The organism is Bacillus sp. FSL R7-0685 (assembly GCF_038002425.1).
Lineage (GTDB): Bacteria > Bacillota > Bacilli > Bacillales > Bacillaceae > Bacillus > Bacillus subtilis.
On record NZ_JBBOCN010000001.1, the window covers coordinates 2,455,088 to 2,478,583 of the forward strand.

The window sequence follows — 23,496 nt, forward strand, 5'->3', positions numbered from 1 at the left end:
TCCGTTCTAATTTGCCGTAAGCTTTTTGTAGATCATCGTGCCAAGCCATCTCGCCGCGAGATTAAACACAAGAACAGAAATCACCAGCACGGCAGAACCACCGTTGGCAATCGCTTCAGCATCCGGAATCATTCCTTGTGTATTGACGTTCCAAATGTGGACCGCAAGTGTTTCAGCGGGCCTGAAAATATTAAGCGGTGATGTTTCCGAAAACGGGTTCCACTCCGTAAAATTAAGACGCGGTGTTGTCAGGCCTGCCGTAAATAATAATGCGGCCGCTTCCCCGAACACCCTTCCTGACGCTAAAATTGCTCCTGTGATAATAGAAGGAATCGCACTTGGAATTAAAACCGTTTTTACGGTATGCCAGCGTGATACACCTAAAGCGAGAGAGGCTTCCTTCAGATCTTTAGGGACTGAACGGATCGCGTCTTCTGTCACACGCACCATGACAGGAAGGTTAAAAACAGTTAACGCAAGCGCTCCGCCTATGATCGTATATCCCCAGCCTGTTAAGTTGACAAACATCAATAATCCAAACATTCCAATGACAATAGACGGAAGAGATGAAAGCACCTCTATACATGTTCTGATGAAGTCAGTTACTTTGTTATTAGGCGCGTATTCAGCCATGAAGACCCCGCCGCCCACACCGAGCGGGATTGTAATCAGCATTGTAATAAACAAAATATAAAAGGAGTTAAACAGCTGATCCCGTATGCCTCCTCCAGCTGCAATGGCGCTCGATTTTGTTGTAATAAATTGAAAACTGAGCTGAGAAACACCGTTTATAATAATATAGGAAAACAAACCTACTAAAATGGCAGCGATAATGGCTGCACACAAACCAAACATTCCGGTCGCTAGTTTATCTGTTATTTTGCGGTTCATTACACTTTCCTCCTAGATGACAAGTAGCGAATAAGCAGGATGAACAGGAATGACATCACCAGAAGCACAAGCCCCATTGACCACAGCGTATTGTTTTCAACACTTCCGTATGTGGTGTGGCCCATATTCAGCGTGATGATCGTTGTCAGCGTTCCCGCAGTATCAAACAGGCTTTCCGGCAATACTCTTGTATTTCCAATGACCATCTGAACAGCCAAAGCTTCACCGAACGCCCGAGCCATGCCTAACACAACAGCTGTCATCAATGTTGGAAAAGCTGCAGGCACAAGTACTTTTCTGATCGTCTGCCATCTTGTCGCACCAAGCGCGTAAGAACCCTCTCGTAAACTCTTCGGAAGAGAAGCCATTGCATCAGCAGAAATCGATGTGATCGTCGGCAGAATCATGACGGAAAGGACAATCGTTCCCGCCAATAAACTGTGCCCTGTTCCGCTCGATTTGAACTGGGCGATAAACGGCACCAATACTGTAAGACCTATGAATCCATAAACAACAGATGGAATACCGACTAAAAGCTCAATCACCGGCTGCAGCACTTTCTTTCCCCAATTCGGGGCAATCTCTGTCATAAAAATCGCACCTGCAATGCCAAGCGGCGCAGCGATTAGAGCAGAAAGAATCGTTACTGCAAATGAGCCAAAAATAAATGGCAGCACTCCGTATTTCGGATCAGTATCTGTAGGATTCCAATTTAAGCTCGTTAAGAATTCAATTGGGCTTACACCATTTACAAGAAAAGATTGCAGCCCCTTCACGCCGAGGAAAATGGTGATCGCAACAGATGCCGCAATCATAATCAGCGCACATGCTGTCACAATCATTCTTCCCCGAACTTCATCCAATTGCCGATTTTGCCTTGAGCTGATTAAACGCTCGCTCACAGACATATTTTCTCTATTGTTTATCATTGTTTTACACTCCTATGAATGTGTTAAGAGGAGAAACGGTTGTCCCCGCACTCCTCTTTTTATTAAGATCAGCTTTGCTTCCCGTTGGCATCGCGTGTCACTTTCATATCAGTAACCGGAATGTAGCCTTGGTCAGTAACAATGCTTTTTTGAATGTCTTCACTCTTTAGATAATCAAGAAATTCTTTAGCTAAACCTGTCGCTTCACCTTTTGTATAAGAATGCTGATAAGCCCAGATCGGATACTCGCCAGTTGCTACATTTTTCGCTTCAGGTTTAACACCGTCAATAGATAGAGCAGTTACTTTATCATCTGTTAAATATGAGAATGCAAGATATCCAATCGCTCCCGGAGTATCAGCAATGATTTTTTTCACCGTGTTGGAGGAATCTTCAGTAATGCCTTCTGCAGGTTCTTCTCCGTCAAGCGCATATTTCACAAATGTAGCACGTGTGCCAGAAGAATCAGGACGGTTTACAAGTGTAATCTTTTGGTCTTTGCCGCCGAGCTCTTTCCAGTTTTTGATTTTGCCAGTGAAGATTTTTTTCAATTCATCTTTTGAAATATCCTTCACACCAGCATCAGGGTTTACAGCTGCTGCCATACCAACTACAGCGACTTGATGATCGACAAGCGCTTTTGCATCGATACCTTCTTTTTCTTCAGCAAAAACGTCTGAATTCCCGATCTGAACAGCTCCTTCAGAGACTTGAGAAAGCCCTGTTCCAGAACCGCCAGCTTGTACCTGTATATCAGCATCAGGGTTTTCTTCCATAAATTTTTCCGCGGCTGCAAGTACTAGTGGCTGCATGGCCGATGAACCAGAAATGGTTAAAGAACCTGATGCCTTTTCTTCTCCTTTTGCAGAATCGCTATTCGATTTTTTACTTTCTCCTGCATTTCCGCATGCAGCTGCAATCATCATAAAAGCAGCCATCAGAAGCATAAGCACCAATTTGTTTTTTTTCATTTCCTGAATTCCCCCTGCGTATAATGTGTAATTTGTCCTACACGTATAGAGTAAAGGTTCTATGTAAAAAGGGTTTGAACCGAATGTTAAGGTTTTGTAAATCAGTGCGTTTTTTTGTATAAAAAAAACGCCCACATCATGTGAGCGTTTCTTTTTAGTTATCAGAAGACGTTGTGTTTTCTGCATTTTCTTCAATTTTGTCTTTATTCTTTTGCTGAGTATCTTCTTTGTCCTGCTTCGATTTCAGCTCAAAATATTTATCCATTACTTCCCTGCCGATTTCGTTTGTAATGGTATATTTAGCGCTGTAATCAATATAAGCCCAAGGGACTACTACAGAGATCGCAATCTCAGGATTATCAGCCGGTGCATAGGCAACAAGTGTCGTATTATAAGTCGATGTTCCTGTTTTTGATTTATCAGGTCCATCATAGAACGATTGTGCTGTTCCTGTTTTACCGGCAGGCTGATATGACGCTGAAGCAAATTGGCTGGCAGCTGTCCCTTTTGTCATCACCCGTCTGAATCCGGCCTGAACCTCTTTAATATATTCACTCTTCATGTCGATTTTATTCAGCACTTCCGGCTGAACGGATTGTACGACAGCACCGATTCCTTTTTCAGGATTAGGATCCCTGACTTCTTTCACAAGCTGAGGTTTTAAGCGATACCCGCCGTTTGCAATCGTTGATACGTATTGCGCCAGTTCCAGCGGTGTATATGTGTCGTATTGGCCGATTGCATAGTCAAGCAAGAATCCCGTCAATCTGTCTGTTCCTTTATAGCCTGTCATTTCATTCGGAAGATCAATTCCAGTTTTGACACCTAATCCAAATTGGCTGAAATAATTACGGAACGTATCAAAGGCCGTCGTATCAATCGGTAAAGCTTGGTGCGGTTTATATTCACCTTTTCCGAGCGCGATCGCTGTTTTAAACATAAATACGTTAGAAGACTGCTCTAAGGCTCTTTGAATATTGACCGGTCCTAAGTTAGTCCATGACTTTTTACCGCGTTTATCCTGACCAATATATAAAGGTTCATCTTGAAAAACAGTATTCAGATTGATAGCTCCGGTTTGAAGGCCTGTCAAGACTGTTGCGCCTTTGACTGCTGAACCCATGGCGTAAGATGACGTCATTGTACCTAAAGCGTAATCATCAATTTTATATTTCCCATTTTCTTGTTTAATCTGCTTGCCCGCCATTGAAAGCACTTCACCGTTTCTTGGGTCCATCATGACAACGAATGCCCGGTCTAACAATTGCGTGCTTGGTCTTGCTTTAGCAGATTTGAGGTTCTTCTCAATGATTTTTTCCACTTCTTTTTGCAAATCAATGTCAATCGTAAGCACGAGATCTTTACCGGCTTTACCTTCAGAAACGGTTTTCGTTCCCGTGACATTGCCGTTTGAATCTGTGATATTTTCGACTTTGGCTTTTTGGCCCTGCAGAAGGCTTTCGTATTGGTATTCCAAATAGCTTTTTCCTACCCTGTCATTACGGCTGTAGCCAAGCGACAGATAATGGTCGAGCAAGTTGGACGGCAATCCTTCATTAGAGCTGGAAACACTTCCGAGCACTGAGCGAAGAAGGTTTTTATAAGGATATTCACGTTTCCAATCGGACGTGACATCAACACCTGGCAGTTCGTCTAAATGTTCACTTACCACTGCCATTTCCTTCGCTGATACATCTTCGTTTTTGATATATTGAGGGGTTAATGCATAGCCCGAATCCATCTGTCTTTTGATAGCAAGGATCTCCATATCTTTATCCGTCAATTCATTCAGCTGCTTATCAGTAATCCGTTTTAGCTGAAGCTGGTATAAATCGTCATCGGATATTTTTTTGTCTTCAACCTGCTGTCTTTCTTTAGAGCTAATGAGCTTTTTCGCTTCTTTCGGTCTAGTCAAAATCCAATAATCTTTTTTATCCCGTTCTGTTACTTTTTTTGTATCGACTTTGATCATGTCAGACAGCTTTTTTGCGATCTTTAAGCGCTGTTCTTGCGTGGTCGATTTAGATCTCGTGTATGTGATTGCATTTAAAGCCTTATTTGTCACAATGGCATTAAAGTTTCGATCATAAATTTTCCCGCGTGGTACCGCTGAGCTGACTTCACTTTGTTCCTGCTTATTCGCTTGGTTTTTGTAATCATCGCCTTGCACGATCTGCTTGATGCCCAGTTCCACAATAATCCAGGTAAATATAACAAAGGCAGCTAAAAATAAAATATTCAGCCGGATCGGAAGCGACTTCTTTTTCTCTTTATGATTTTGCTTTTTTGGTTTATTTCTCCTCATAACATCACCTTTTCTATTTACAGAAAGAAAAGACACTCAAGTAAGAGTGCCAGTTTTCATTTTAAAGGTTTTTTCGACTTTTTTCTACAGATAACCCCTTTTTGGCAAAAAAATTATCTCTCGCCTTTTAACAGGGTCGGTTCTGTTACCCGTTTTTGGCCGTCTTCTTCCATGGTTTCATTTTCCCCTTCTTTCTCCTTAAAACGAATATCCTTGACAAAGTAATAAATCAAAGGATGTCCTATACCCAATATCGCAAGTGACAAAGGAATTCCCACATCCTCTTTCAGAAGGGCCACAATCAGGAGAAAGCACAAAATGGAAACAATTCGGCCGGCGTTCAAGAACATTTCTCTAAGCACGATATATTCAATTCTTGCTTTTCTGGCATGCCTCGCGCGCCCTATCACATCATATGTAAGTGATACATATGGCACAAGCAACAGAGGATAGCCGATGGCAATAAAAACGCCATACGTTAATAATGTCGAAAAGCTCATATGGAACAGAATCAAAAACAGCGCGCCATACAAAATAAGTCCGCCCAGCAAAATCGATTTTTTTCTCGCCTTTTTCTTAATCAGCCTGGATGCAAAGTAGTAGGCAAAGAAGGAAACAGCTGAATTGACAAGACCGAATGTACCGAGAGCAAGTTCGCTGTTTGTCTCAATAAATACAAACACACTGATTAAAAAGACAAAAATCCCTTCTCTCAAACCCTGAAAAAAATGCGCATTCGTGATTCTCCGCCAATTCATATTGCTATGGCGCTCTCCAAATACTTTGCTCAGCATAAAACGGCCCTTTGATTCTCTCCGTTTTAAGAAAAAGCTCATCACGACAGCCAGGGCAAATAAACTGAGGGAGAGACTGAAAATCACTGTATAACCCGTATTATTTTCAAGCCTTGAGATCACGAATCCGGCTACAATCGGGCCGATCATTCCTGCAGAGGAAGACAGAATGCCCATAAACCCGTTGAAAAAGTCTCGTGTATCCGGCTCTGTTATTTCAAAGGTCAGTACGTTAAACGCTAGCCAATAAAAGCCATAGCCAACTCCGAGCACCGCGCCGATTAGCACGAGGCGGCTGGCCGCCGTTTCTCCGGCTAAAAGCACACTTAAATAAAAGGCAGCTAAAAAAATGACGCCGAACCTTAAAATGAATACCCTGTCTATTTTTTTGGCTAACCGTCCAGCCAAATAAAAGGTTATCGGCTGCATTGTCACAATGGATAAATTATATATCGCCAAATCAATAAATTTCCCTGACTGCTTCCAAAGATACACATTAACAAATGTATTGGACAGTGCAATTCCCAGCGAGTAAAGCCCGCCAATGGTCAGCAGAAAGAGTAACCCTTTGTTTACGTCTACATCGCCTATCACTTTTTTTAGTTTGCTCATTACTGACTCCCCTTTACTATCCCTTAGTCTGTCTCACTCAAACCGAGATATGTAAAAAGAAGACATAAAAAAACAAGGTCCCATAATGAGGACCTTGTTTGTGCCATTATTTTGCTTCGCTGTATAGACGAGCCACTTCGTCCCAGTTTACAACATTCCAGAAAGCTGAAATGTAATCAGGACGGCGGTTTTGATAGTTAAGGTAGTAAGCATGCTCCCAAACGTCAAGACCTAAGATAGGCGTTTTGCCTTCTGAAAGCGGAGAATCTTGGTTTGGCGTGCTTGTGATTTCAAGTTTACCGTTGTTCACAACAAGCCATGCCCAGCCAGAACCGAAGCGTCCAGCTGCTGCTGCTGCGAATTGCTCTTTGAATTTGTCAAAGCTTCCAAATACACTGTTAATCTCTTCAGCAAGCGCGCCAGTCGGTTCGCCTCCGCCGTTTGGAGATAAAAGTGTCCAGAATAATTTGTGGTTCGCGTGTCCGCCGCCGTTGTTGCGGACTGCAGTGCGGATGTTTTCAGGAACAGAATCAAGATCTGCAACAAGCTCTTCAACTGATTTGTTGGCAAGAGCAGTGTTTCCTTCAACCGCTTTGTTTAAATTTGTCACGTATGTGTTGTGGTGTTTCGTATGGTGAATAGTCATAGTTTCCTTGTCGATATGCGGTTCTAAAGCATCGTACGCATAAGGTAATTCTGGAAGTTCGTAAGCCATGATAATTCCTCCTTAGTATATATGTACTGAAATGCCGCTTCACAGCGAGCCTTTCTTCATTCAATGTAACAAAAGAATGCTTTGTAATCAATGAAAAAGCTCACGATTTGGCTCATTTCAGCGGACATATTTCACTTTAACCGATAATCTGCCCCATTAAACCTGCCGCCAGCATTTCTTATAGGACCGTCCATAAAAAGTATCCGATCATCAAAAGCTGTGTGATGCCCTTTGCAATAACCCCTGTTAAAAAACCAATGAGTGAGCCGAGGCCAATTTTAAACGCTGACTTTAAGTCCTTCTGATGAACGATAAGTTCTGCGCAAACAGCCCCGATAAACGGCCCCAATATGATCCCTGCAACCGGAATGACAAAAGGCCCGATTAATAAACCGATCGTGCTTCCCCATATGGCAGCTTTGCTTCCTCCGAACCTTTTTACTCCAAGCAGATTCGACACGTAATCTGCTGCGAATAATACTGCGGCAAAAACTGCCTCAACAAGCCAGAACATATAAGAATACGGACTGAATGAAAATAAAAATCCGTACAATACAAATCCGGCAACAATAAATACTACGCTCGGAATAACAGGATACACCAGCCCGATAAAGGCAATGATAAAAACCGCTGCAATCAACAGCCAATACAACATATCCATAGCTTCCATCCTCCCATTTTACTCTGTCTTCTTCATGTCTTCCTTGTATTCACACGCATGCAACGATACAATAAGCAACATATATTAGTTTAGCTAGGAAGTGAAGATAGTGAATGTGTTTCAGCTTTTCATTAAAAGTACATACTCTCCCCGTGATATTGCAAAAACAAGATTTCAAGGAATCGGAAAAGCGATTCTTTATGTATTTTTGCTCTCTGTCCTGTTTGCAATCCCTACCGCTTATTATGTAAGTACAGGGACCGTAAAATCAATGAACGGCTTTAAAACTGTTTTAAACAAAGATTTCCCTGATTTCACAATTTCAAACGGCAAACTTCAAACGGATGAGAAAAAAGCCACGGAATCTCAAGCAAATGGTTTCGTTATCGTGTTCGATCCGACAGACTCCTATGGCACTGAACAAATTGAAGCAAAGCAAAACGCGATCGGCATCCTTCAGAACAAATTTGTTTTGGCCATTGACGGACAAGCCCAAGAAATGTCTTACTCAATGATGCCATCAGAGTTACAGAAAAAAGATGTCATTGCAGGGTTAAACCAAAATAAAGCGATGATTGTAACTGTTCTCTCAGCTCTTATTTTTCTCGTAACAGCAGCGGGAAAATTTATTGAAGTATCGTTTTTAGCGCTTATCGGGTTAATCATTAAGAATTCGCAGAAAAAACATTTATCCTATCATCAGCTCTGGAAGCTTTCTGCTTATTCCATCACCCTTTCAACTGTATTCTTTACAATCATGCGGGCATTAGAAGCAACCGTACCAAGTGAATTTTTGCTGAACTGGTTTGTCAATTTTGTCATCCTGTTTCTCGTTTTAAAAGAGATTCCGTCCAAAAAAGCTGCTGTATAAACCGAGACTGCATTCGCAGTCTCTTTTCTTTTGTCATGAATCGAAATGGACAAGCATACTATGGTATAAAATTTCGTATGCGGGAGGAAAAGCGATGAAGCGTCTCACCTTAGTATGCAGCATTGTTTTTATACTTTTTATTCTTTTTTATGACCTTAAAATTGGAACCATACCCATTCAGGACCTCCCTGTCTATGAAGCATCAGCAAAAACGGCTGTACAAGAACCGGCTTATAAAACGGTGAAGGTAAAGCCGGGTGATACGGTTATGTCGATAGTCGGATCAGCAGGTTCTCCGGATGACATTGTAAAGGATTTTGAAGCACTGAATCCAAATGTGAAAGCCAATGCCATTCAAGCGGGAACAGCGTATAAATTCCCGGTCTACCCTTAATTTAACGTTAATTTCTTGTCAGTTCGGCGAAGACACTGTTACAATGTAATTTGTAAAATAAATTCACATAAACCATACTAGAATTGTTATATCTAGAAGCGGCAACTACAATTAAGGAGCGATTGCAAGTGAGTGAAATCACACATCGTACAAAAACGCGTCCCGTCAAAGTGGGACCTTTAACAATAGGCGGCAACAATGAAGTTGTCATCCAAAGCATGACAACAACAAAAACACATGATGTAGAAGCAACGGTTGCGGAAATTAACCGTTTGGCTGAAGCCGGATGCCAAATCGTTCGGGTAGCATGTCCTGATGAACGGGCAGCAAACGCCATTGCGGATATTAAAAAGCGCATTTCCATTCCTCTCGTTGTTGACATACATTTCGATTATAAACTTGCGTTGAAAGCCATTGAAGGCGGCGCAGATAAAATCCGAATCAACCCCGGCAACATCGGCCGGCGCGAAAAAGTTGAAGCGGTTGTTAAAGCAGCCAAAGACAAAGGCATTCCGATCAGAATCGGAGTAAACGCCGGTTCATTGGAAAAACGCATTTTAGAAAAATACGGTTATCCGACTGCCGATGGAATGGTAGAAAGCGCACTTCATCACATTAAAATTCTTGAGGATCTTGATTTTCACGATATTATTGTCAGCATGAAGGCCTCTGACGTGAACCTTGCAATCGAGGCTTATGAAAAAGCGGCGAAAGCGTTTGACTACCCGCTTCACCTCGGGATCACCGAGTCAGGAACACTGTTTGCCGGCACAGTAAAGAGCGCAGCAGGACTCGGCGCCATTTTAAGCAAAGGCATCGGGAACACCATGCGCATTTCACTAAGCGCAGACCCTGTAGAAGAGGTAAAAGTAGCAAGGGAGCTTCTGAAATCTTTCGGCTTAGCCTCCAATGCTGCCACGCTCATCTCTTGCCCGACTTGCGGCCGTATTGAGATTGATCTAATCAGCATTGCCAATGAAGTGGAAGAGTATATTTCTAAGATAAAAGCACCGATTAAAGTTGCTGTTCTCGGCTGCGCTGTAAACGGACCTGGTGAAGCGAGAGAAGCTGATATCGGAATCGCCGGCGCACGCGGTGAAGGACTGCTGTTCCGGAAAGGGAAAATTGTCCGTAAGGTTCCAGAGGAAACGATGGTAGAAGAACTCAAAAAAGAAATTGACATTCTTGCTGAGGAACACTACGCAAAACTTGAAGCTGAAAAAGCAAAATTAAAAGAAGAAACACAAAAAGCTTGACGGGAACCCGTCAAGCTTTTTTGTGTTAGAAAAATGGAATAATAAATATTCCAAGCACTAATGAAACGACACCGATACCCATTGCCCAGGCGCCAAGGCCTTGAGCACCTCTTCTTCTTGCGATATAGCCGACAATAATACCAGCAGCTCCCAATAAAACAGGCAGTACAAACAATGAAATGATGGACAAGGCTAAAGCGATATATCCTATTCCCCGTCCTTCATTGACATTGCCGCCGCTGCGATCATTGTCTTGGTCATTGCTGCGGTCAGCAGCACGATAAGGCTCTGCGATTTCAGCAGCTGTTTCCTCAAAAAAACCGTCATTGTCGCGGTTAATATTTGTCCCTTCAGATCCATGATCAACATAGTAACTGTTGTTATCACGCTTTTCGTAATCGTTTGCCACCTTCAATTCCCCCTTCTGTTTTATTAAAGGAGCTTTTATAGTTTGATCCATTTTGCCTGATTCATGTTTGCTAAACTTTTCTGTTAATGTCAATTGTTTATGTTACACTTGAAGGGATGAAACTGAAGGAGTGTGGGCATGTTACGCTTAGGAATAGATATTGACGGCACAATCACGGCTCAGGATACATTCGTCCCTTATTTGAACCGTTCGTTTAATCTTTCCATTTCATTAAACGATATGACGGATTATGATTTAACAAAGCTGTTAAACATTACCCAGGAAGAATTTTGGGATTGGATGAATCAAAATGAAGCGATCATATATAAGGAAGCATTGCTTGCACAGCATGCGAAACAGTCACTTGATCTTCTCAAAGAGGAGCACAAGCTTATTTATATTACAGCGAGACGGACTCATTTAACTGATATTACCTATGAATGGTTTGACAGACAAAACATTCATTATGACCACATCGAACTCGTTGGCGGTCATCACAAAGTTGAAGCGGTCAAGAATCATAACATCGACCTGTTTTTTGAGGATCATCACGGGAACGCCATGATGATTGCGAAAGAAGCCGGGATACCGGTGATTTTGTTCAATTCCCCTTATAATCAGCTTCCGATTGATTCAAACATCATCAGAGTAAACAACTGGCTAGAAGCCGTTCAATGGATGAACAACAATAAGCATCACTTAATACGTGTCAATAACTGAAAAAGGAGCCCAAACCGGGCCCCTTTTTCATATATACGCATTTTACGCAGTAGTGTTTTCTTGGTTTTCCGCTGTACAATCAGGGCATGTGCCATAAATCTCAAATTTATGCCCGCTGACCTGATAGCCATCCAAATCATCACAAAGCTTGTCCATCGGACATGATTCAATTTCCTTTGTTTTGCCGCAGGCAAGACAAATAAAATGATGGTGGTGATGGGTGAATGAACACTTAAATCGGAAGAGCTTTTCACCGGACAGCTCAGTTGTTTCCAAAATCCCAAGTTCTTCATATAAAGAAAGATTTCTGTAGATTGTATCAAAGCTTAAGCCTGGATAATCATCATTCAGTGCAGACAGTACGTTTTTAGCGGTAAGATATCTGTCTGAATCAGCAAAAAGCTGCAGCATATCCTCCCGTTTGTTTGTATATTTATATCCGTTTTCTTTTAGTAGGTTCAGCGCTTCTTGTACGTTCATGAAGGGTCCCCCTTTTCGCTTTGCTTAAGAACGTATTACATGTATGAAAAAGAAAATGGCAGCTGTCTGTCCAGCAAGCCATTTTCTTTACTGCAGATAAAATTATACCCATAAAATGAATAAAAGTAAATGAAAGCCTAGTGGATTGCGTTTTTGAATTTTCCGCCTCTCGTTTCATGAGTATTCATAATTGTTATGAATGCATTTTGATCAACTTCAAACACGATCGATTTGAGCTTTGTCACTTCCAGCCTTGTGACAACCGCGTAAATTACGTCTTTTTCTTCGTCCGTATATCCGCCTTTCCCCTTCAGCTTCGTTGTGCCCCGACCAAGACGGTGCAAAATCGCGTCGGAAATCTCATCATACTGCTCAGACACAATAATGACAGCTTTTGTTTCATCAAGCCCTTGGATCACGGCATCAATCGTTTTCATCGCAATATAATAAGTCATGAATGAGTACATCGCTTGCTCAGGACCGAACACAAAAACTGCCCAAATGAAAATGAACACATTGATGAACATAACGAACTCACCTACTGAAAACGGGAGTTTTTTGGTCAGCAAAATACCGAGAATTTCTGTACCATCCATTGAACCTCCGTTTCGAATAACAAGCCCGACGCCAAAGCCGAGTAAAAGACCTCCGAACACAGTAGCCAAAATAGGCTGGGTTGTAATGGCTTCTACATGGTGAAGTGAGGATTCAATAACGGCAAGCCCGACAATCCCTATAAACGTAGAGACTAGAAAGGTCTTACCGATATATTTATATCCGAAGATCATAAAAGGAATATTTAATATGACAACGAAAAAAGCGAAATTCAGAAAGGGGTTTGACATAAAGAGGTGGTCTAAAATAAGTGATACACCGATAATCCCGCCATCAATAAAATCATTGGGGATTAAAAATAATTCAATACTTACAGCCGCAGATGCAGCTCCTACCAGAATCATAAAGACCCTGAAAATAAAATGGGTAAATGTTTCTTTCTTATGTTGTTTTGTTGGGGTCATAAAATCTCCTTTCCTGCAATAACTATTTTAAATACATTATAAATCTATTTTACCATTAAACACTGACACATTTTACTGATTTGCCCATACATTAAGTCTGGAGGTGGAATGACCGATGATTTTATTTCAAAGAATTATTTTACAGCGGCTTAATCAGGCTACTGCTGATGATTTGCTGAAGTACTCAAAACAATACGGAATCAGCTTAACAAGATCGCAGGCAGTTGAAGTAGCGAACCTGTTATACGGGAAAAATGTAAACATCTTTAATGAGAGTGAACGAATGCGGCTGCTGAAACAAGTAGAGACGATTACATCGAAAGAAACAGCTCAAACAGTTAATGAACTATTCAAACAATTTACAAGCTAAAAAATGGGGGTGTTATCCCCCATTTTTTATTGCTGTAAAATCTTTTCGAGCAATGTATCATCAAATTGTTTTTCTTTCAGCATTTCAATCTCAAAACGGTATGGCGGTTTTTTGTTCTTTTTATCTTCACCGACATATGGTGTTTCAAGAATTTTTGGAATGTCTTTTAACTGCTCATGGTGAACAACATATTGCAATGCGTCAAAACCTATTTCACCAAAGCCAATATTTTCATGGCGGTCTTTTCTCGCACCTTTGACATTTTTGCTGTCATTGATATGAAGCACTTTAATACGGTCAATGCCAATGATTTTATCGAACTCATTTAGCACTCCGTCAAAGTCTTCGACAATGTTATACCCGGCATCATGTGTATGGCACGTGTCAAAGCACACTGACAGCTGCTCATTGTGTTTAACGCCTTCGATAATCTGCGCAAGCTCCTCAAAGCTTCTGCCGCATTCTGATCCTTTTCCAGCCATTGTTTCTAATGCAATCTGGACATTTTGATTCGGATCAATCACTTCATTTAAGCCTTCAATAATTTTTTTGATGCCCGCTTCAGCTCCTGCTCCTACGTGAGCGCCAGGATGAAGGACAATTTGCTTCGCTCCGATGGCCGCTGTCCGTTCAATTTCTGAACGAAGAAAATCAACACCCAGCTCAAAAGTGGACGGATTTGTCGTGTTGCCAATATTAATAATATAAGGCGCGTGTACGATAATCTCGTCAATGCCGTTTTCTTGCATATGTGCCCGGCCTGCTTCTATATTTAAGTCTTCAATTTTCTTTCGGCGCGTATTTTGCGGTGCGCCTGTATAGATCATAAACGTATTCGCCCCATAAGAGACTGCTTCCTGGCTTGCAGCCAGAAGCATATGTTTTCCGCTCATAGAGACGTGTGAGCCTATTCTCAGCAACAGGTTCCCCTACTTTCTTTTGTTAGATTGGTTTCTTCTCTGTTTTTTCTTGATTTTCTCCATCTCATAGCTCATTTTCTTTTTATACCCAGGCTTAACCTTCTTCGGCTTTTTCACGAGACGATGAGCAATTTCATCCGCTTCATTCGGCGTTTTTTTACGTTTTTTGCGGCGCTGACGGTCATCGCCTTTTTTCCATTCGCCCTTTTCAAGCTCTAAGTACTCAAATTCGATGCCCATTTTTTCAAGTCTTACTAATGCATCCTCATCAGTAAGCTCATAAATGGTCATCGCTTGTCCTGATGAGCCGGCACGAGCCGTTCTGCCCACACGGTGAACATAGAAATCGAGATCATCCGGCAGCTCATAGTTGATAACATGGCTGACACCTTTAATATCAATACCTCTTGCGGCAAGGTCAGTTGCAATGATATATGTGAATTCCAAATCATTGATCTGCTTCATGACTTTTTTCCGCTCACGTGGTGTTAATCCGCCGTGCAGCAAGCCGATTTTCATGCCTTTGCCAGTCAGATACTGGGCAATATGGTCAGCCGTATTTTTCGTGTTGGCAAACACAATCCCCAGGTATGGATTCAGATGCGACATGATGTCAAAAAGGAGCTTGTCCTTGTCACGATGTTTCGAAGGAATGAGGATATGCTCGATTTTCGCAGCAGTCACCTGTTTTGGCTCCACATGGGCGTATTTCGGATTTTCCATGTATTTCTTCAAGAATGGTTTCAGCTTTTCCGGTATGGTCGCTGAGAACACAAGCATTTGCAGATCCTCAGGCATGCGGGAACCGATGTAATCTACATCTGCAAGGAATCCCATGTCCAGCATTAAATCCGCTTCATCAATAACAAGAGATTCCGCTTTATGAACACTTAACGCCTGTTCTTTGATTAAGTCAGCAATCCGTCCGGGTGTACCGACAACAAGATGCGGCTGTATTTTCAATTTATCAATTGATTTTTGTTTATCAGTGCCTCCGATAAAACATTTCGAGCGAATCTGACTGCCTTCCTCACCTTGTGTGATTTTAAGCGCTTCCTGATAAATCTGGTTGGCAAGCTCTCTTGTCGGAGCCGTAATGACTACCTGAACGACATCCTTAGCAGGATCGATTTTGTTTAATAAAGGCAGTAAATAGGCGTGAGTCTTTCCAGTACCCGTCTGAGACTGGCCGATGACGCTTTCTTTTTTTAACACTGCAGGAATCAGCCTTTTCTGGATATCAGTCGGTTCGTAAAAACCAAGGCGATGTACTGCATCTATAATAAATGGTTTCAATTCATAAAGTTCAAATTTCGTTTCTTTCATTTTTCCCAGCTCCTTAAAGCGGCACATTATGTGTCCATCATCACATTATACCCGATTTTGCTTAAAAACACCACGTTTGCAAGGCGTTTGTTTTATTCAGTTATGTAAAGCAAATACCGCAGCCCATGCATATTCTAATAGCAGAGAGAGCTGAAAGGAGGTACAAGTATGTTTTCACCGCAGCAGCCAATGAGAAATTACCCACAGCCCGGACCGCCCCGCCCCATGCCAAATCAGCGAATGATGGGCAGAAGACCGCCTAATATGCGAGGACCTTCATTTGGAGCACAGCAGCAAGGTTTTCAGCAAGCCGGACAATTTCTTCCTCAGGCAAATGCCGGAGCGAGAAATGGTGCAGGTGCAGGCGGAGGCTTAAAAGGAATGCTGTCAAGGTTCCTACCCGGCGGAGGAGGCGCTGGCAGCGCCGGAGTTCCTGGAATTCCAGGAGCAGGTGCAGCAGCGAGCGGAGGTGCTGGCCTGCAAGGCATTCAAAATATCGCCAATCCTGCATCATTATCCAGTATGCTTGGAAATGTGCAAAAAGTACTCGGCATGGCACAGCAAGTCACCCCTATGATCCAGCAGTACGGCCCATTAGTCCGCAATCTGCCAGCAATGATGAAGCTGTACAGCCAATTAAGTAAAAGTGATGATACTGAAACAGAGGCCAATGAGGAAAGTGAAAAACAATCCGTTTCAGAAGAATCATCAGAAAAAGAGAAAGAGACTGAAACAAAAACCTCAGATGGGAACAAAAAATCAAAACCAAAAAGTTCTTCTCTCCCAAAGAAATCTAAAACAATTGACAATAAAGAACAAGAATCAAAAACATCTGCCCCGAAGAAAAAGGAAGCTGCCTCTCCTGCTCCGAAAAGAACATCAGGCAGTTCAAAACCGAGATTATATATTTAACATTCTTTGATATCTGAAGTGAGATTGGCTATAATGAGATCAGAAGAATGCAAGAATAGAGCCGTTTGATTACGGCTTTTTATATTGCCTTTACTCACTTCAGTATTGGAGGACAACCGAAAATGGACGTAATTAAAATTTCACCGCGCGGCTATTGCTATGGTGTTGTTGATGCTATGGTCATTGCCAAAAATGCGTCACTAGATAAAAGCTTGCCAAGACCCATCTATATACTCGGGATGATTGTTCATAATAAACACGTCACTGATGCGTTTGAAGAGGAAGGGATTTTTACATTGGACGGCTCTAACCGTCTGGACATCTTAAAGCAGGTTGACAAAGGAACTGTCATTTTCACTGCGCACGGTGTTTCTCCCGAAGTCAGAAGAATCGCAGAAGAAAAAGGGTTAGTCGCAATTGATGCTACATGTCCGGATGTGACGAAAACTCATAATCTAATCTTAGAGATGAAAGAAAAAGGATATCACGTGATCTATATCGGCAAAAAAGGGCATCCAGAGCCTGAGGGAGCCGTTGGCGTAGCGCCGGAGATCGTTCACTTAGTTGAAACAGAAGAAGATGTAAAGAACCTTGATATCCAAGCCGAGAAGTTAATCGTGACGAATCAAACAACAATGTCTCAATGGGATGTTCACGACATTATGGAGCTTGTCAAAGAAAAATATCCTCATGTCGAATATCACCAAGAGATTTGCCTCGCTACTCAAGTGCGGCAGGAAGCTGTATCAGAGCAGGCAAAAAAAGCGGACTTAACAATCGTTGTCGGAGACCCGAAAAGCAACAATTCAAATAGGCTTGCTCAAGTGTCAGAGGAAATAGCCGGGACAAAAGCATACCGGATCGGCGACTTAAGCGAATTGAAGCTCGAATGGCTGAAAGGCGTTAATACCGTTGCAGTTACAGCGGGAGCTTCAACACCGACGCCGATCACAAAAGAAGTCATTCGCTTTTTAGAGCAGTTTGATCACGAAGATCCATCAACTTGGACAACTGAACATAATATACCGCTCAAAAAAATACTTCCAAAAGTAAAAGCAAAAAACTGAGGCTGTAAAAGCCTCAGTTTTTTTATAGAAATGTAAATGGATTTGTATCTGTTTCAGAAACAAAGATATTCACGTCAAACTTTTTATCGTTACACATTGATGTCAGTTTTCTCGTGACGCCTTCTTTCATGATTTTTTCCGCGTAATGGCCCGGATCAACCACATTTAGGCCAAGCATCATCGCATCATGGGCCACATGGAAGTATAAATCTCCTGTGACGTAAACATCGGCTCCCTTTCGTTTTGCATGATGAATATACTTGTTTCCATCTCCGCCAAGAACAGCTACTTTTTTCACCATGCTGTCAGCATCCCCCACCATTCTGACACCATTGGCGTCAAGCTTGTCTTTCACAAATAAAGCGAATTCCTTGAGCGTCATCTCATTTTTAAGGGTTCCGACACGGCCGAGCCCTTTTTCGGCGGGAGTCTGTTCGACAGGATAGATATCGTAAGCGACTTCTTCATATGGATGGCTTTTTATCATTGCATTGATAACAGCCTTTTCGACGCTTTTAGGAAATACAGTCTCAAGCCTTACTTCATGAACAAGCTCAAGCTCTCCCACTTCACCGATAAAAGGCTTAGCTCCCTCTAATGGCTTAAAGCTGCCGATTCCTTCAGATGAAAACGCGCAATGGCTGTATTCACCGATATGGCCGGCCCCCGCATTTCCGAGCGCGGCTCTGACCTGCTCTTCATATTCCTTCGGCACGTAAACTGCCAGCTTTTTCAGAGGATCCGTATAAGTAGGTGCCAGCACTTCCGTCTCACTCAGCTCTAATGCTTCAGCAAGCAAATCATTCACGCCGCCGTCCGCAACGTCTAAATTTGTATGAGCTGCATAAACAGCAATATCATGCTTCAAACACTTTTCAATTAACCTTCCGGCAGGCTGATCTGTTGAAATATGCTTTAGCGGCCGGAAAATAGGAGGATGGTGTGCAATAATCAAGTCAACCTCTTTTTCAATCGCTTCATCGATAACGCTCTCTAACACATCAAGTGTAACCATCACATTTTTAATTGGTTTGTTTAAGGTGCCGATTTGCAGGCCGATTTTATCTCCTTCAACCGCATAGGCTTTCGGGGAAAATTGTTCAAACAGCTGGATGATCTGCTGCCCATTTACACTTTTAGCCATGATCGATTACCTCCTTTAACAGCTCCATTCGATCGGCGAGCTCCTTTAATTTTTGTTTGTTTTGCTCTGTATCCGCCGCTTGGCTGATCTGTTCATAAATGCTTTGAGTGTGCTGAAGCTCTTGTGTCCACTTTTTCAAAAAGACAGCATTTTTTTCTTTTGCCAAGAAAGGGCCGACGAGCATCCCGGCTGATAAAGAAATACCGTCATAAGCCGCATCCCTGTCTCCCGCTTCTGCTACCAGCACCTCATAGCACTTTCCGTCCTCTTCAAGGATTACCTCATCTATCAGCGCATATCTTTCTTTATAAAGCCACTCCCTGATATGAACAGCATGAATATTCGGCTGTAAAATGAGCCGTTCCTTCCCCGTTAATTTGTCTTTGCCCGCTTCTAAAATGTGAGCGATCAAAGCCCCGCCCATTCCGGCAATCGTAATGGCATCAGCTTCACCTTTTTTAATCACTTCCAGTCCGTCTCCCTGCCTTACAGAAATGTGCGAGTTTAAGCCTGATTTTTCAACCTGCCGCTTTGCAGACAAAAATGGGCCGTCTGTTATTTCTCCGGCAATCGCCCCGCTGGCTTTATGATTCAGCACCGCATAACAAGGAAGGTAGGCGTGGTCAGAGCCGATATCGGCCATCACCGCTCCATTCGGTATGTACTCCGCTACTGTTTGCAATCGTTTAGATAATTTTAATTCGTTCACTTGTCATCACAACTTTTCTCAATCATTTTTTCCTTTACTATCATATAAAAAATCAGCCCGGAATCCAAGCTGAAGCAAATGATTTTGAAATTATTTCTTTTGATGCGGGTCTGCACGCGGCAGTCAAAAATAAAAGGCTGTCGAGAACATCTCGGCGGCCTGTGAATGTATAAAGAGAAAAATAGTTCTTTTATTTAATTTTTGACACCCACTCTGCCATATCATCCAGCTTATCGGCAGGAACAAGACCGGAAGGCATTCCATTACCGCCTTTTTCGATCTTTGTTTTAATTTCAGCGACATCTTTCTTATCCCCTACACCTTTTAAGCTCGGACCCGAAACACCTTCATAATTTTCACCGTGGCATGCGATGCAGTTTGCCTTGTAAATTTCTTCTGGTGAAGCGTTTGCATCTTTCTTTTCAGCAGATTTGCTTTCTCCTCCGCTTGCAATCTCCCGAGAGTCATCAAGTCCTTTTACTGATAAAAAGAAAGTTAGACCAATTCCTAAAACAGCGATCAGCAAAAATGGAATAAGCGGGTTCCATTTCATTTCCCTTCCCCCTTTTTGATCCTTCCCCCTATGTAAACACTTCTAATTCTAACTTATTTTTACAAAAAGTAAATGGATTGCTATACAAAAGTTTTTTATTCACACTTTATACAAAATTGAATTGAAACATGCCTAAATCTCTAATATCCTTTTTATTCTATTGTATAATGTATTGTATACGCTTACAATAGAAAATATGGAATTAGATTTTGAAATTTTTCACCACAATGTTCATTTGCAAATGACATCATTTTTCAGTAAAATAAAGGCATATTATCCATATATCTTTTTAAAAAAAAGAAGAACGGATCTTCAAGACCCGTTCCATCTTATTCAAGGAAATCTTTCAAACGTTTACTTCTGCTAGGATGTCTTAGTTTCCGCAACGCTTTGGCTTCGATTTGTCGAATACGCTCTCTCGTTACTCCAAATACTTTGCCGACCTCTTCTAATGTTCTTGTACGGCCGTCATCAAGACCGAATCGAAGACGCAATACATTTTCTTCACGATCAGTTAACGTATCAAGCACATCTTCCAGCTGCTCTTTCAATAGCTCGTATGCGGCGTGGTCAGAAGGTGAAGTTGCTTCTTGGTCTTCAATGAAATCACCAAGGTGCGAGTCATCCTCTTCACCGATCGGTGTTTCCAGAGATACCGGCTCTTGAGCAATCTTTAAGATTTCGCGTACTTTTTCAGGCGTTAAATCCATATCTTCCGCAATTTCTTCAGGTGTTGGTTCTCTGCCTAAGTCTTGCAGTAATTGACGCTGCACACGGATTAATTTATTAATGGTTTCAACCATATGAACGGGAATCCGGATCGTTCTCGCCTGATCGGCAATGGCGCGTGTAATCGCCTGTCTGATCCACCACGTAGCATACGTACTGAATTTATAACCTTTGCGATAATCAAATTTTTCAACGGCTTTCATCAGACCCATGTTTCCTTCCTGGATCAGATCAAGGAACAGCATACCGCGTCCGACATACCGTTTTGCGATACTGACAACAAGCCGCAGGTTCGCTTCAGCCAATCTGCGTTTAGATTCTTCGTCACCTTCTTCAATCTTTTGAGCGTAGGCGATTTCTTCTTTTGCAGAAAGAAGGTTAACCCGACCGATTTCCTTTAAATACATACGAACTGGGTCATTGATTTTAACGCCAGGCGGTACACTTAGGTCATTAAGGTCAAATTCTTCTTCGGCTTTGGCAAGCTGCTGAATATTAGGATCTTCTGTTTCTTCATTCTCACTAATTAATTCAACACCTTGTTCACCTAAAAATTCATAATACTCATCCATTTGGTCTGATTCAATTTCAAAGCTGGACATACGCTCAGCAATTTCTTCATATGTCAAAACGCCACGTTTTTTACCAGACTCTGTTAATTGCTCTTTTACTTGGTCGAATGTTAATTCTGTCTCGTGGGTTTGTTTATCAGCCATTATGGATCCCTCCTTCCAAAGCTTGCAACGAATTCTATAAGCGGTATGATTCTTATTCGGTCCATTCAGGCGTTTTCTATGTGAACTGCCTTTAACAATGTGCGAATAATGAAATGACAATTCATGATGAGGTTAAGCGATCTATTTGCTCCTCCGCAAGGAATCATTGCCAATAAATGCTCCTCATCAGTTCTCCAGTTATTTTAAAGATCGGTTCAATGTAACGATTTCTTGAGCCAAAGAAGCAGCTCTTAAAAAATCTTTTTGCCTTTCTGCTTCGGCTCTTTCCGCCTCTTTTTCTTTTATCATTGACCAATTTCTTTGATTCAACACTTTTTTTACATAATCTGATAACTCGGCTTCGCTAAGCTCTTGATTAACCTGAAGCATTAATATATCGGACAAGAGCTGGCTTATATGATCATCCGTCACCCTGGCCATCAGATGCTGAGGCGTCAGCTCGGCTCCCTCTTCATAAAAAGCATAAAGATAAGCGGCTAATGCCCGGTGCTCATCAATATTAAATTGAAACCCTACCCGGTCAATCACTTTTTTGATGACGCTCCGATCTCGAAGCATGTGAGCGAGTAACAGCCTTTCTGCATTTTCATACGCCGGACGCAAACGTTTTTGCCTTGCTTTTGTCGTCAGATGCGCTCGCCGCGTTTTAGTTTCACCGCTATTGTCAGCAGGTTTGTTTTGCTTGCTGAAAACAGACAGCTGCTCAGTTAAAGACTCCTGTGAAAGCGAAAACTCTGAAGCAAGCTGCTTTACATAGACTTCCTGCTCTAGAGACCCTGAAAGCGTGCTGATTTCTTTCAGTACGTCTTTAATGTAAGCTAGGCGGTCGCCTTCATCGGACAGGTTCTTTCCTTTTCGGAAATATTGCATTTTGAACGCCATTACGGTGACACTTGCGTCAATAATGTCGTTTTTAAATTTTTCCCCGCCGAATTTTTTGATGTAATCATCAGGGTCCAATCCGTCAGGAATCATTGCAACTCTGACTTTGCAGCCTTTTTTTTGCAGAAGCTCCGAAGCTTTTAAGGTGGCTTCATAACCGGCTTTATCAGAGTCATAGCAAAGAATGATTTCTTCGACGTTTCTTCTCAGGATCTTGACATGATCATCTGTAAGAGACGTTCCCATCGTGGCTATGCTTTCCTTTACACCCGAGCTTACGGCCGATATGACATCAGCAAACCCTTCAAATAAGACTGCTCTTTCCTGCTTTCTGATATGAAGGCGGGCCTTATAAAAATTGTAAAGCAGTTTGCTTTTATGAAAGAGCGGGGTTTCAGGACTGTTCATATACTTAGGCTGCTGGCTGCCAAGAGCCCTGCCTGAGAAAGCAACAACAGCCCCGTGATGATCATGGATCGGAAACATGACACGGTTTCTGAAGCGGTCGAAATATCCGCTTCCGTCTTCGCGTCTGATCAGGAGACCCGCTTTTTCCATTTGCGCCTCACTAAATCCCCTCTTTACAAGGAATTTCGTGATAAAGTCCCAAGAATCAAGAGCATAGCCAATCTGAAATTCATTAATCAGCTCTTTCGTAAAGCCCCTAGAAAGCAGATAATCCAGTGCCTCTTGACCTTCTTTTGTATTTATTAACAAATGATGGTAAAATTTCTTCAGGAGCTCATGTGCCTCAGCCATTTTTTGTTCTCCAGAAGACTCTGGCCGGGCTCCGGAATGGACTGTTATATCATCTGGAAAATCAATTTGGTATTTGTCAGCAAGGTGAGAAACCGACTCGGCAAAAGAATAGCCTTCCATCTGCCTTAAAAAAGAGAAAACATTGCCGCCCGCTCCGCAGCCAAAGCAATGAAAAATCTGTTTGTCGGGCGATACGGAAAACGAAGGTGTGCTTTCTCCATGAAAAGGACATAGTCCAAAGTAGTTTCGGCCTTGCTTCTTTAATTGAACATAATCACCTATGACTTCAACGATATCTGCCGACTTTTGCACCTGATCCACAATTTCATCTGGTATCCGATTTCCCATCTTATAACACTCC

Annotated in this window: 24 protein-coding genes; 7 read left to right on the forward strand and 17 right to left on the reverse strand. The window is 42.2% G+C overall.

The window, feature by feature from the left end; all coding sequences use genetic code 11:
• Nucleotides 1–6 precede the first annotated feature (6 nt).
• From pstA to MKY50_RS12800, 7 genes are all read right to left on the reverse strand, one after another.
• Nucleotides 7–891, reverse strand: a complete 885-nt coding sequence (gene pstA / locus MKY50_RS12770) for a phosphate ABC transporter permease PstA (protein WP_003230103.1) — start codon at nt 889–891, stop codon at nt 7–9.
• Nucleotides 891–1,820, reverse strand: a complete 930-nt coding sequence (gene pstC, locus MKY50_RS12775; protein WP_015714268.1) for a phosphate ABC transporter permease subunit PstC — start codon at nt 1,818–1,820, stop codon at nt 891–893. Before pstC ends, pstA begins: the two co-directional genes overlap by 1 nt.
• Nucleotides 1,821–1,888: 68 nt before the next feature.
• Nucleotides 1,889–2,791, reverse strand: a complete 903-nt coding sequence (locus tag MKY50_RS12780; protein WP_014480275.1) for a phosphate ABC transporter substrate-binding protein — start codon at nt 2,789–2,791, stop codon at nt 1,889–1,891.
• A 154-nt stretch (nt 2,792–2,945) separates the two neighbouring features.
• On the reverse strand, nt 2,946–5,096 hold the full coding sequence (gene pbpA, locus MKY50_RS12785; protein ID WP_341116777.1) for a penicillin-binding protein 2A: 2,151 nt from the start codon (nt 5,094–5,096) through the stop codon (nt 2,946–2,948).
• Nucleotides 5,097–5,209: 113 nt separating this feature from the next.
• Entirely contained in the window at nt 5,210–6,502 is a 1,293-nt protein-coding gene (locus tag MKY50_RS12790; RefSeq protein WP_003230095.1) for an MFS transporter, read from the reverse strand.
• Nucleotides 6,503–6,608: 106 nt separating this feature from the next.
• On the reverse strand, nt 6,609–7,217 hold the full coding sequence (sodA, locus tag MKY50_RS12795; protein ID WP_004398583.1) for a superoxide dismutase SodA: 609 nt from the start codon (nt 7,215–7,217) through the stop codon (nt 6,609–6,611).
• Between the two features lie 178 nt (nt 7,218–7,395).
• On the reverse strand, nt 7,396–7,878 hold the full coding sequence (locus tag MKY50_RS12800; RefSeq protein ID WP_212058907.1) for a DUF456 domain-containing protein: 483 nt from the start codon (nt 7,876–7,878) through the stop codon (nt 7,396–7,398).
• Between the two features lie 109 nt (nt 7,879–7,987).
• Here MKY50_RS12800 and MKY50_RS12805 point away from each other — a divergent pair, with 109 nt between their 5' ends.
• From MKY50_RS12805 to ispG, 3 genes are all read left to right on the forward strand, one after another.
• Entirely contained in the window at nt 7,988–8,749 is a 762-nt protein-coding gene (locus MKY50_RS12805) for a DUF1189 domain-containing protein (RefSeq protein WP_015384107.1), read from the forward strand.
• A gap of 94 nt (nt 8,750–8,843) precedes the next feature.
• Nucleotides 8,844–9,143 (forward strand): LysM peptidoglycan-binding domain-containing protein, encoded by a 300-nt coding sequence (locus tag MKY50_RS12810; protein WP_003230087.1) that lies wholly within the window; start codon nt 8,844–8,846, stop codon nt 9,141–9,143.
• Nucleotides 9,144–9,265: 122 nt separating this feature from the next.
• Nucleotides 9,266–10,399 carry a flavodoxin-dependent (E)-4-hydroxy-3-methylbut-2-enyl-diphosphate synthase gene (gene ispG / locus MKY50_RS12815; protein ID WP_010886567.1) on the forward strand — a complete coding sequence of 378 codons (1,134 nt, stop codon included), beginning with the start codon at nt 9,266–9,268 and terminating at the stop codon, nt 10,397–10,399.
• A gap of 25 nt (nt 10,400–10,424) precedes the next feature.
• Here ispG and MKY50_RS12820 read toward each other — a convergent pair whose 3' ends face one another.
• Nucleotides 10,425–10,814 carry a DUF308 domain-containing protein gene (locus tag MKY50_RS12820; protein WP_074794481.1) on the reverse strand — a complete coding sequence of 130 codons (390 nt, stop codon included), beginning with the start codon at nt 10,812–10,814 and terminating at the stop codon, nt 10,425–10,427.
• 132 nt (nt 10,815–10,946) lie between these two features.
• Here MKY50_RS12820 and MKY50_RS12825 point away from each other — a divergent pair, with 132 nt between their 5' ends.
• Entirely contained in the window at nt 10,947–11,528 is a 582-nt protein-coding gene (locus MKY50_RS12825; protein ID WP_003246215.1) for a nucleotidase, read from the forward strand.
• 42 nt (nt 11,529–11,570) lie between these two features.
• On the opposite strand, the gene zur is transcribed toward MKY50_RS12825, so the two are convergent.
• Together zur and MKY50_RS12835 are read right to left on the reverse strand one after the other, a co-directional pair.
• Entirely contained in the window at nt 11,571–12,008 is a 438-nt protein-coding gene (gene zur, locus MKY50_RS12830; protein WP_004398578.1) for a zinc uptake transcriptional repressor Zur, read from the reverse strand.
• 137 nt (nt 12,009–12,145) lie between these two features.
• The gene (locus MKY50_RS12835) at nt 12,146–13,027 is read right to left on the reverse strand and encodes a YitT family protein (protein ID WP_003230077.1); all 882 of its coding nucleotides are present in this window, start codon (nt 13,025–13,027) and stop codon (nt 12,146–12,148) included.
• 115 nt (nt 13,028–13,142) lie between these two features.
• Here MKY50_RS12835 and MKY50_RS12840 point away from each other — a divergent pair, with 115 nt between their 5' ends.
• The gene (locus tag MKY50_RS12840) at nt 13,143–13,397 is read left to right on the forward strand and encodes a DUF2624 domain-containing protein (protein WP_003230076.1); all 255 of its coding nucleotides are present in this window, start codon (nt 13,143–13,145) and stop codon (nt 13,395–13,397) included.
• 26 nt (nt 13,398–13,423) lie between these two features.
• On the opposite strand, the gene MKY50_RS12845 is transcribed toward MKY50_RS12840, so the two are convergent.
• Together MKY50_RS12845 and cshB are read right to left on the reverse strand one after the other, a co-directional pair.
• Complete coding sequence (locus MKY50_RS12845; protein WP_116316535.1) at nt 13,424–14,317, reverse strand: deoxyribonuclease IV; 894 nt, start codon at nt 14,315–14,317, stop codon at nt 13,424–13,426.
• A 9-nt stretch (nt 14,318–14,326) separates the two neighbouring features.
• On the reverse strand, nt 14,327–15,643 hold the full coding sequence (gene cshB, locus MKY50_RS12850) for a DEAD-box ATP-dependent RNA helicase CshB (protein WP_032677120.1): 1,317 nt from the start codon (nt 15,641–15,643) through the stop codon (nt 14,327–14,329).
• 168 nt (nt 15,644–15,811) lie between these two features.
• Here cshB and MKY50_RS12855 point away from each other — a divergent pair, with 168 nt between their 5' ends.
• Entirely contained in the window at nt 15,812–16,555 is a 744-nt protein-coding gene (locus MKY50_RS12855) for a YqfQ family protein (RefSeq protein WP_122894882.1), read from the forward strand.
• A 122-nt stretch (nt 16,556–16,677) separates the two neighbouring features.
• Nucleotides 16,678–17,622: a 4-hydroxy-3-methylbut-2-enyl diphosphate reductase gene (locus tag MKY50_RS12860; protein WP_014477361.1), complete on the forward strand. Its 945-nt coding sequence runs from the start codon at nt 16,678–16,680 to the stop codon at nt 17,620–17,622.
• A gap of 22 nt (nt 17,623–17,644) precedes the next feature.
• Here MKY50_RS12860 and MKY50_RS12865 read toward each other — a convergent pair whose 3' ends face one another.
• The 5 genes from MKY50_RS12865 to dnaG form a co-directional block, all read right to left on the reverse strand.
• Nucleotides 17,645–18,766 (reverse strand): Nif3-like dinuclear metal center hexameric protein, encoded by a 1,122-nt coding sequence (locus MKY50_RS12865; RefSeq protein WP_341116778.1) that lies wholly within the window; start codon nt 18,764–18,766, stop codon nt 17,645–17,647.
• Nucleotides 18,759–19,409: a tRNA (adenine(22)-N(1))-methyltransferase TrmK gene (trmK, locus tag MKY50_RS12870; RefSeq protein WP_003246178.1), complete on the reverse strand. Its 651-nt coding sequence runs from the start codon at nt 19,407–19,409 to the stop codon at nt 18,759–18,761. The genes MKY50_RS12865 and trmK overlap by 8 nt, the downstream gene beginning before the upstream one ends.
• 256 nt (nt 19,410–19,665) lie before the next feature.
• On the reverse strand, nt 19,666–20,028 hold the full coding sequence (cccA, locus tag MKY50_RS12875; protein ID WP_003230068.1) for a cytochrome c550: 363 nt from the start codon (nt 20,026–20,028) through the stop codon (nt 19,666–19,668).
• A gap of 329 nt (nt 20,029–20,357) precedes the next feature.
• Nucleotides 20,358–21,473 carry an RNA polymerase sigma factor RpoD gene (gene rpoD / locus MKY50_RS12880; protein ID WP_003226225.1) on the reverse strand — a complete coding sequence of 372 codons (1,116 nt, stop codon included), beginning with the start codon at nt 21,471–21,473 and terminating at the stop codon, nt 20,358–20,360.
• A gap of 198 nt (nt 21,474–21,671) precedes the next feature.
• The gene (gene dnaG / locus MKY50_RS12885; protein WP_015714277.1) at nt 21,672–23,483 is read right to left on the reverse strand and encodes a DNA primase; all 1,812 of its coding nucleotides are present in this window, start codon (nt 23,481–23,483) and stop codon (nt 21,672–21,674) included.
• Nucleotides 23,484–23,496: the final 13 nt, after the last annotated feature.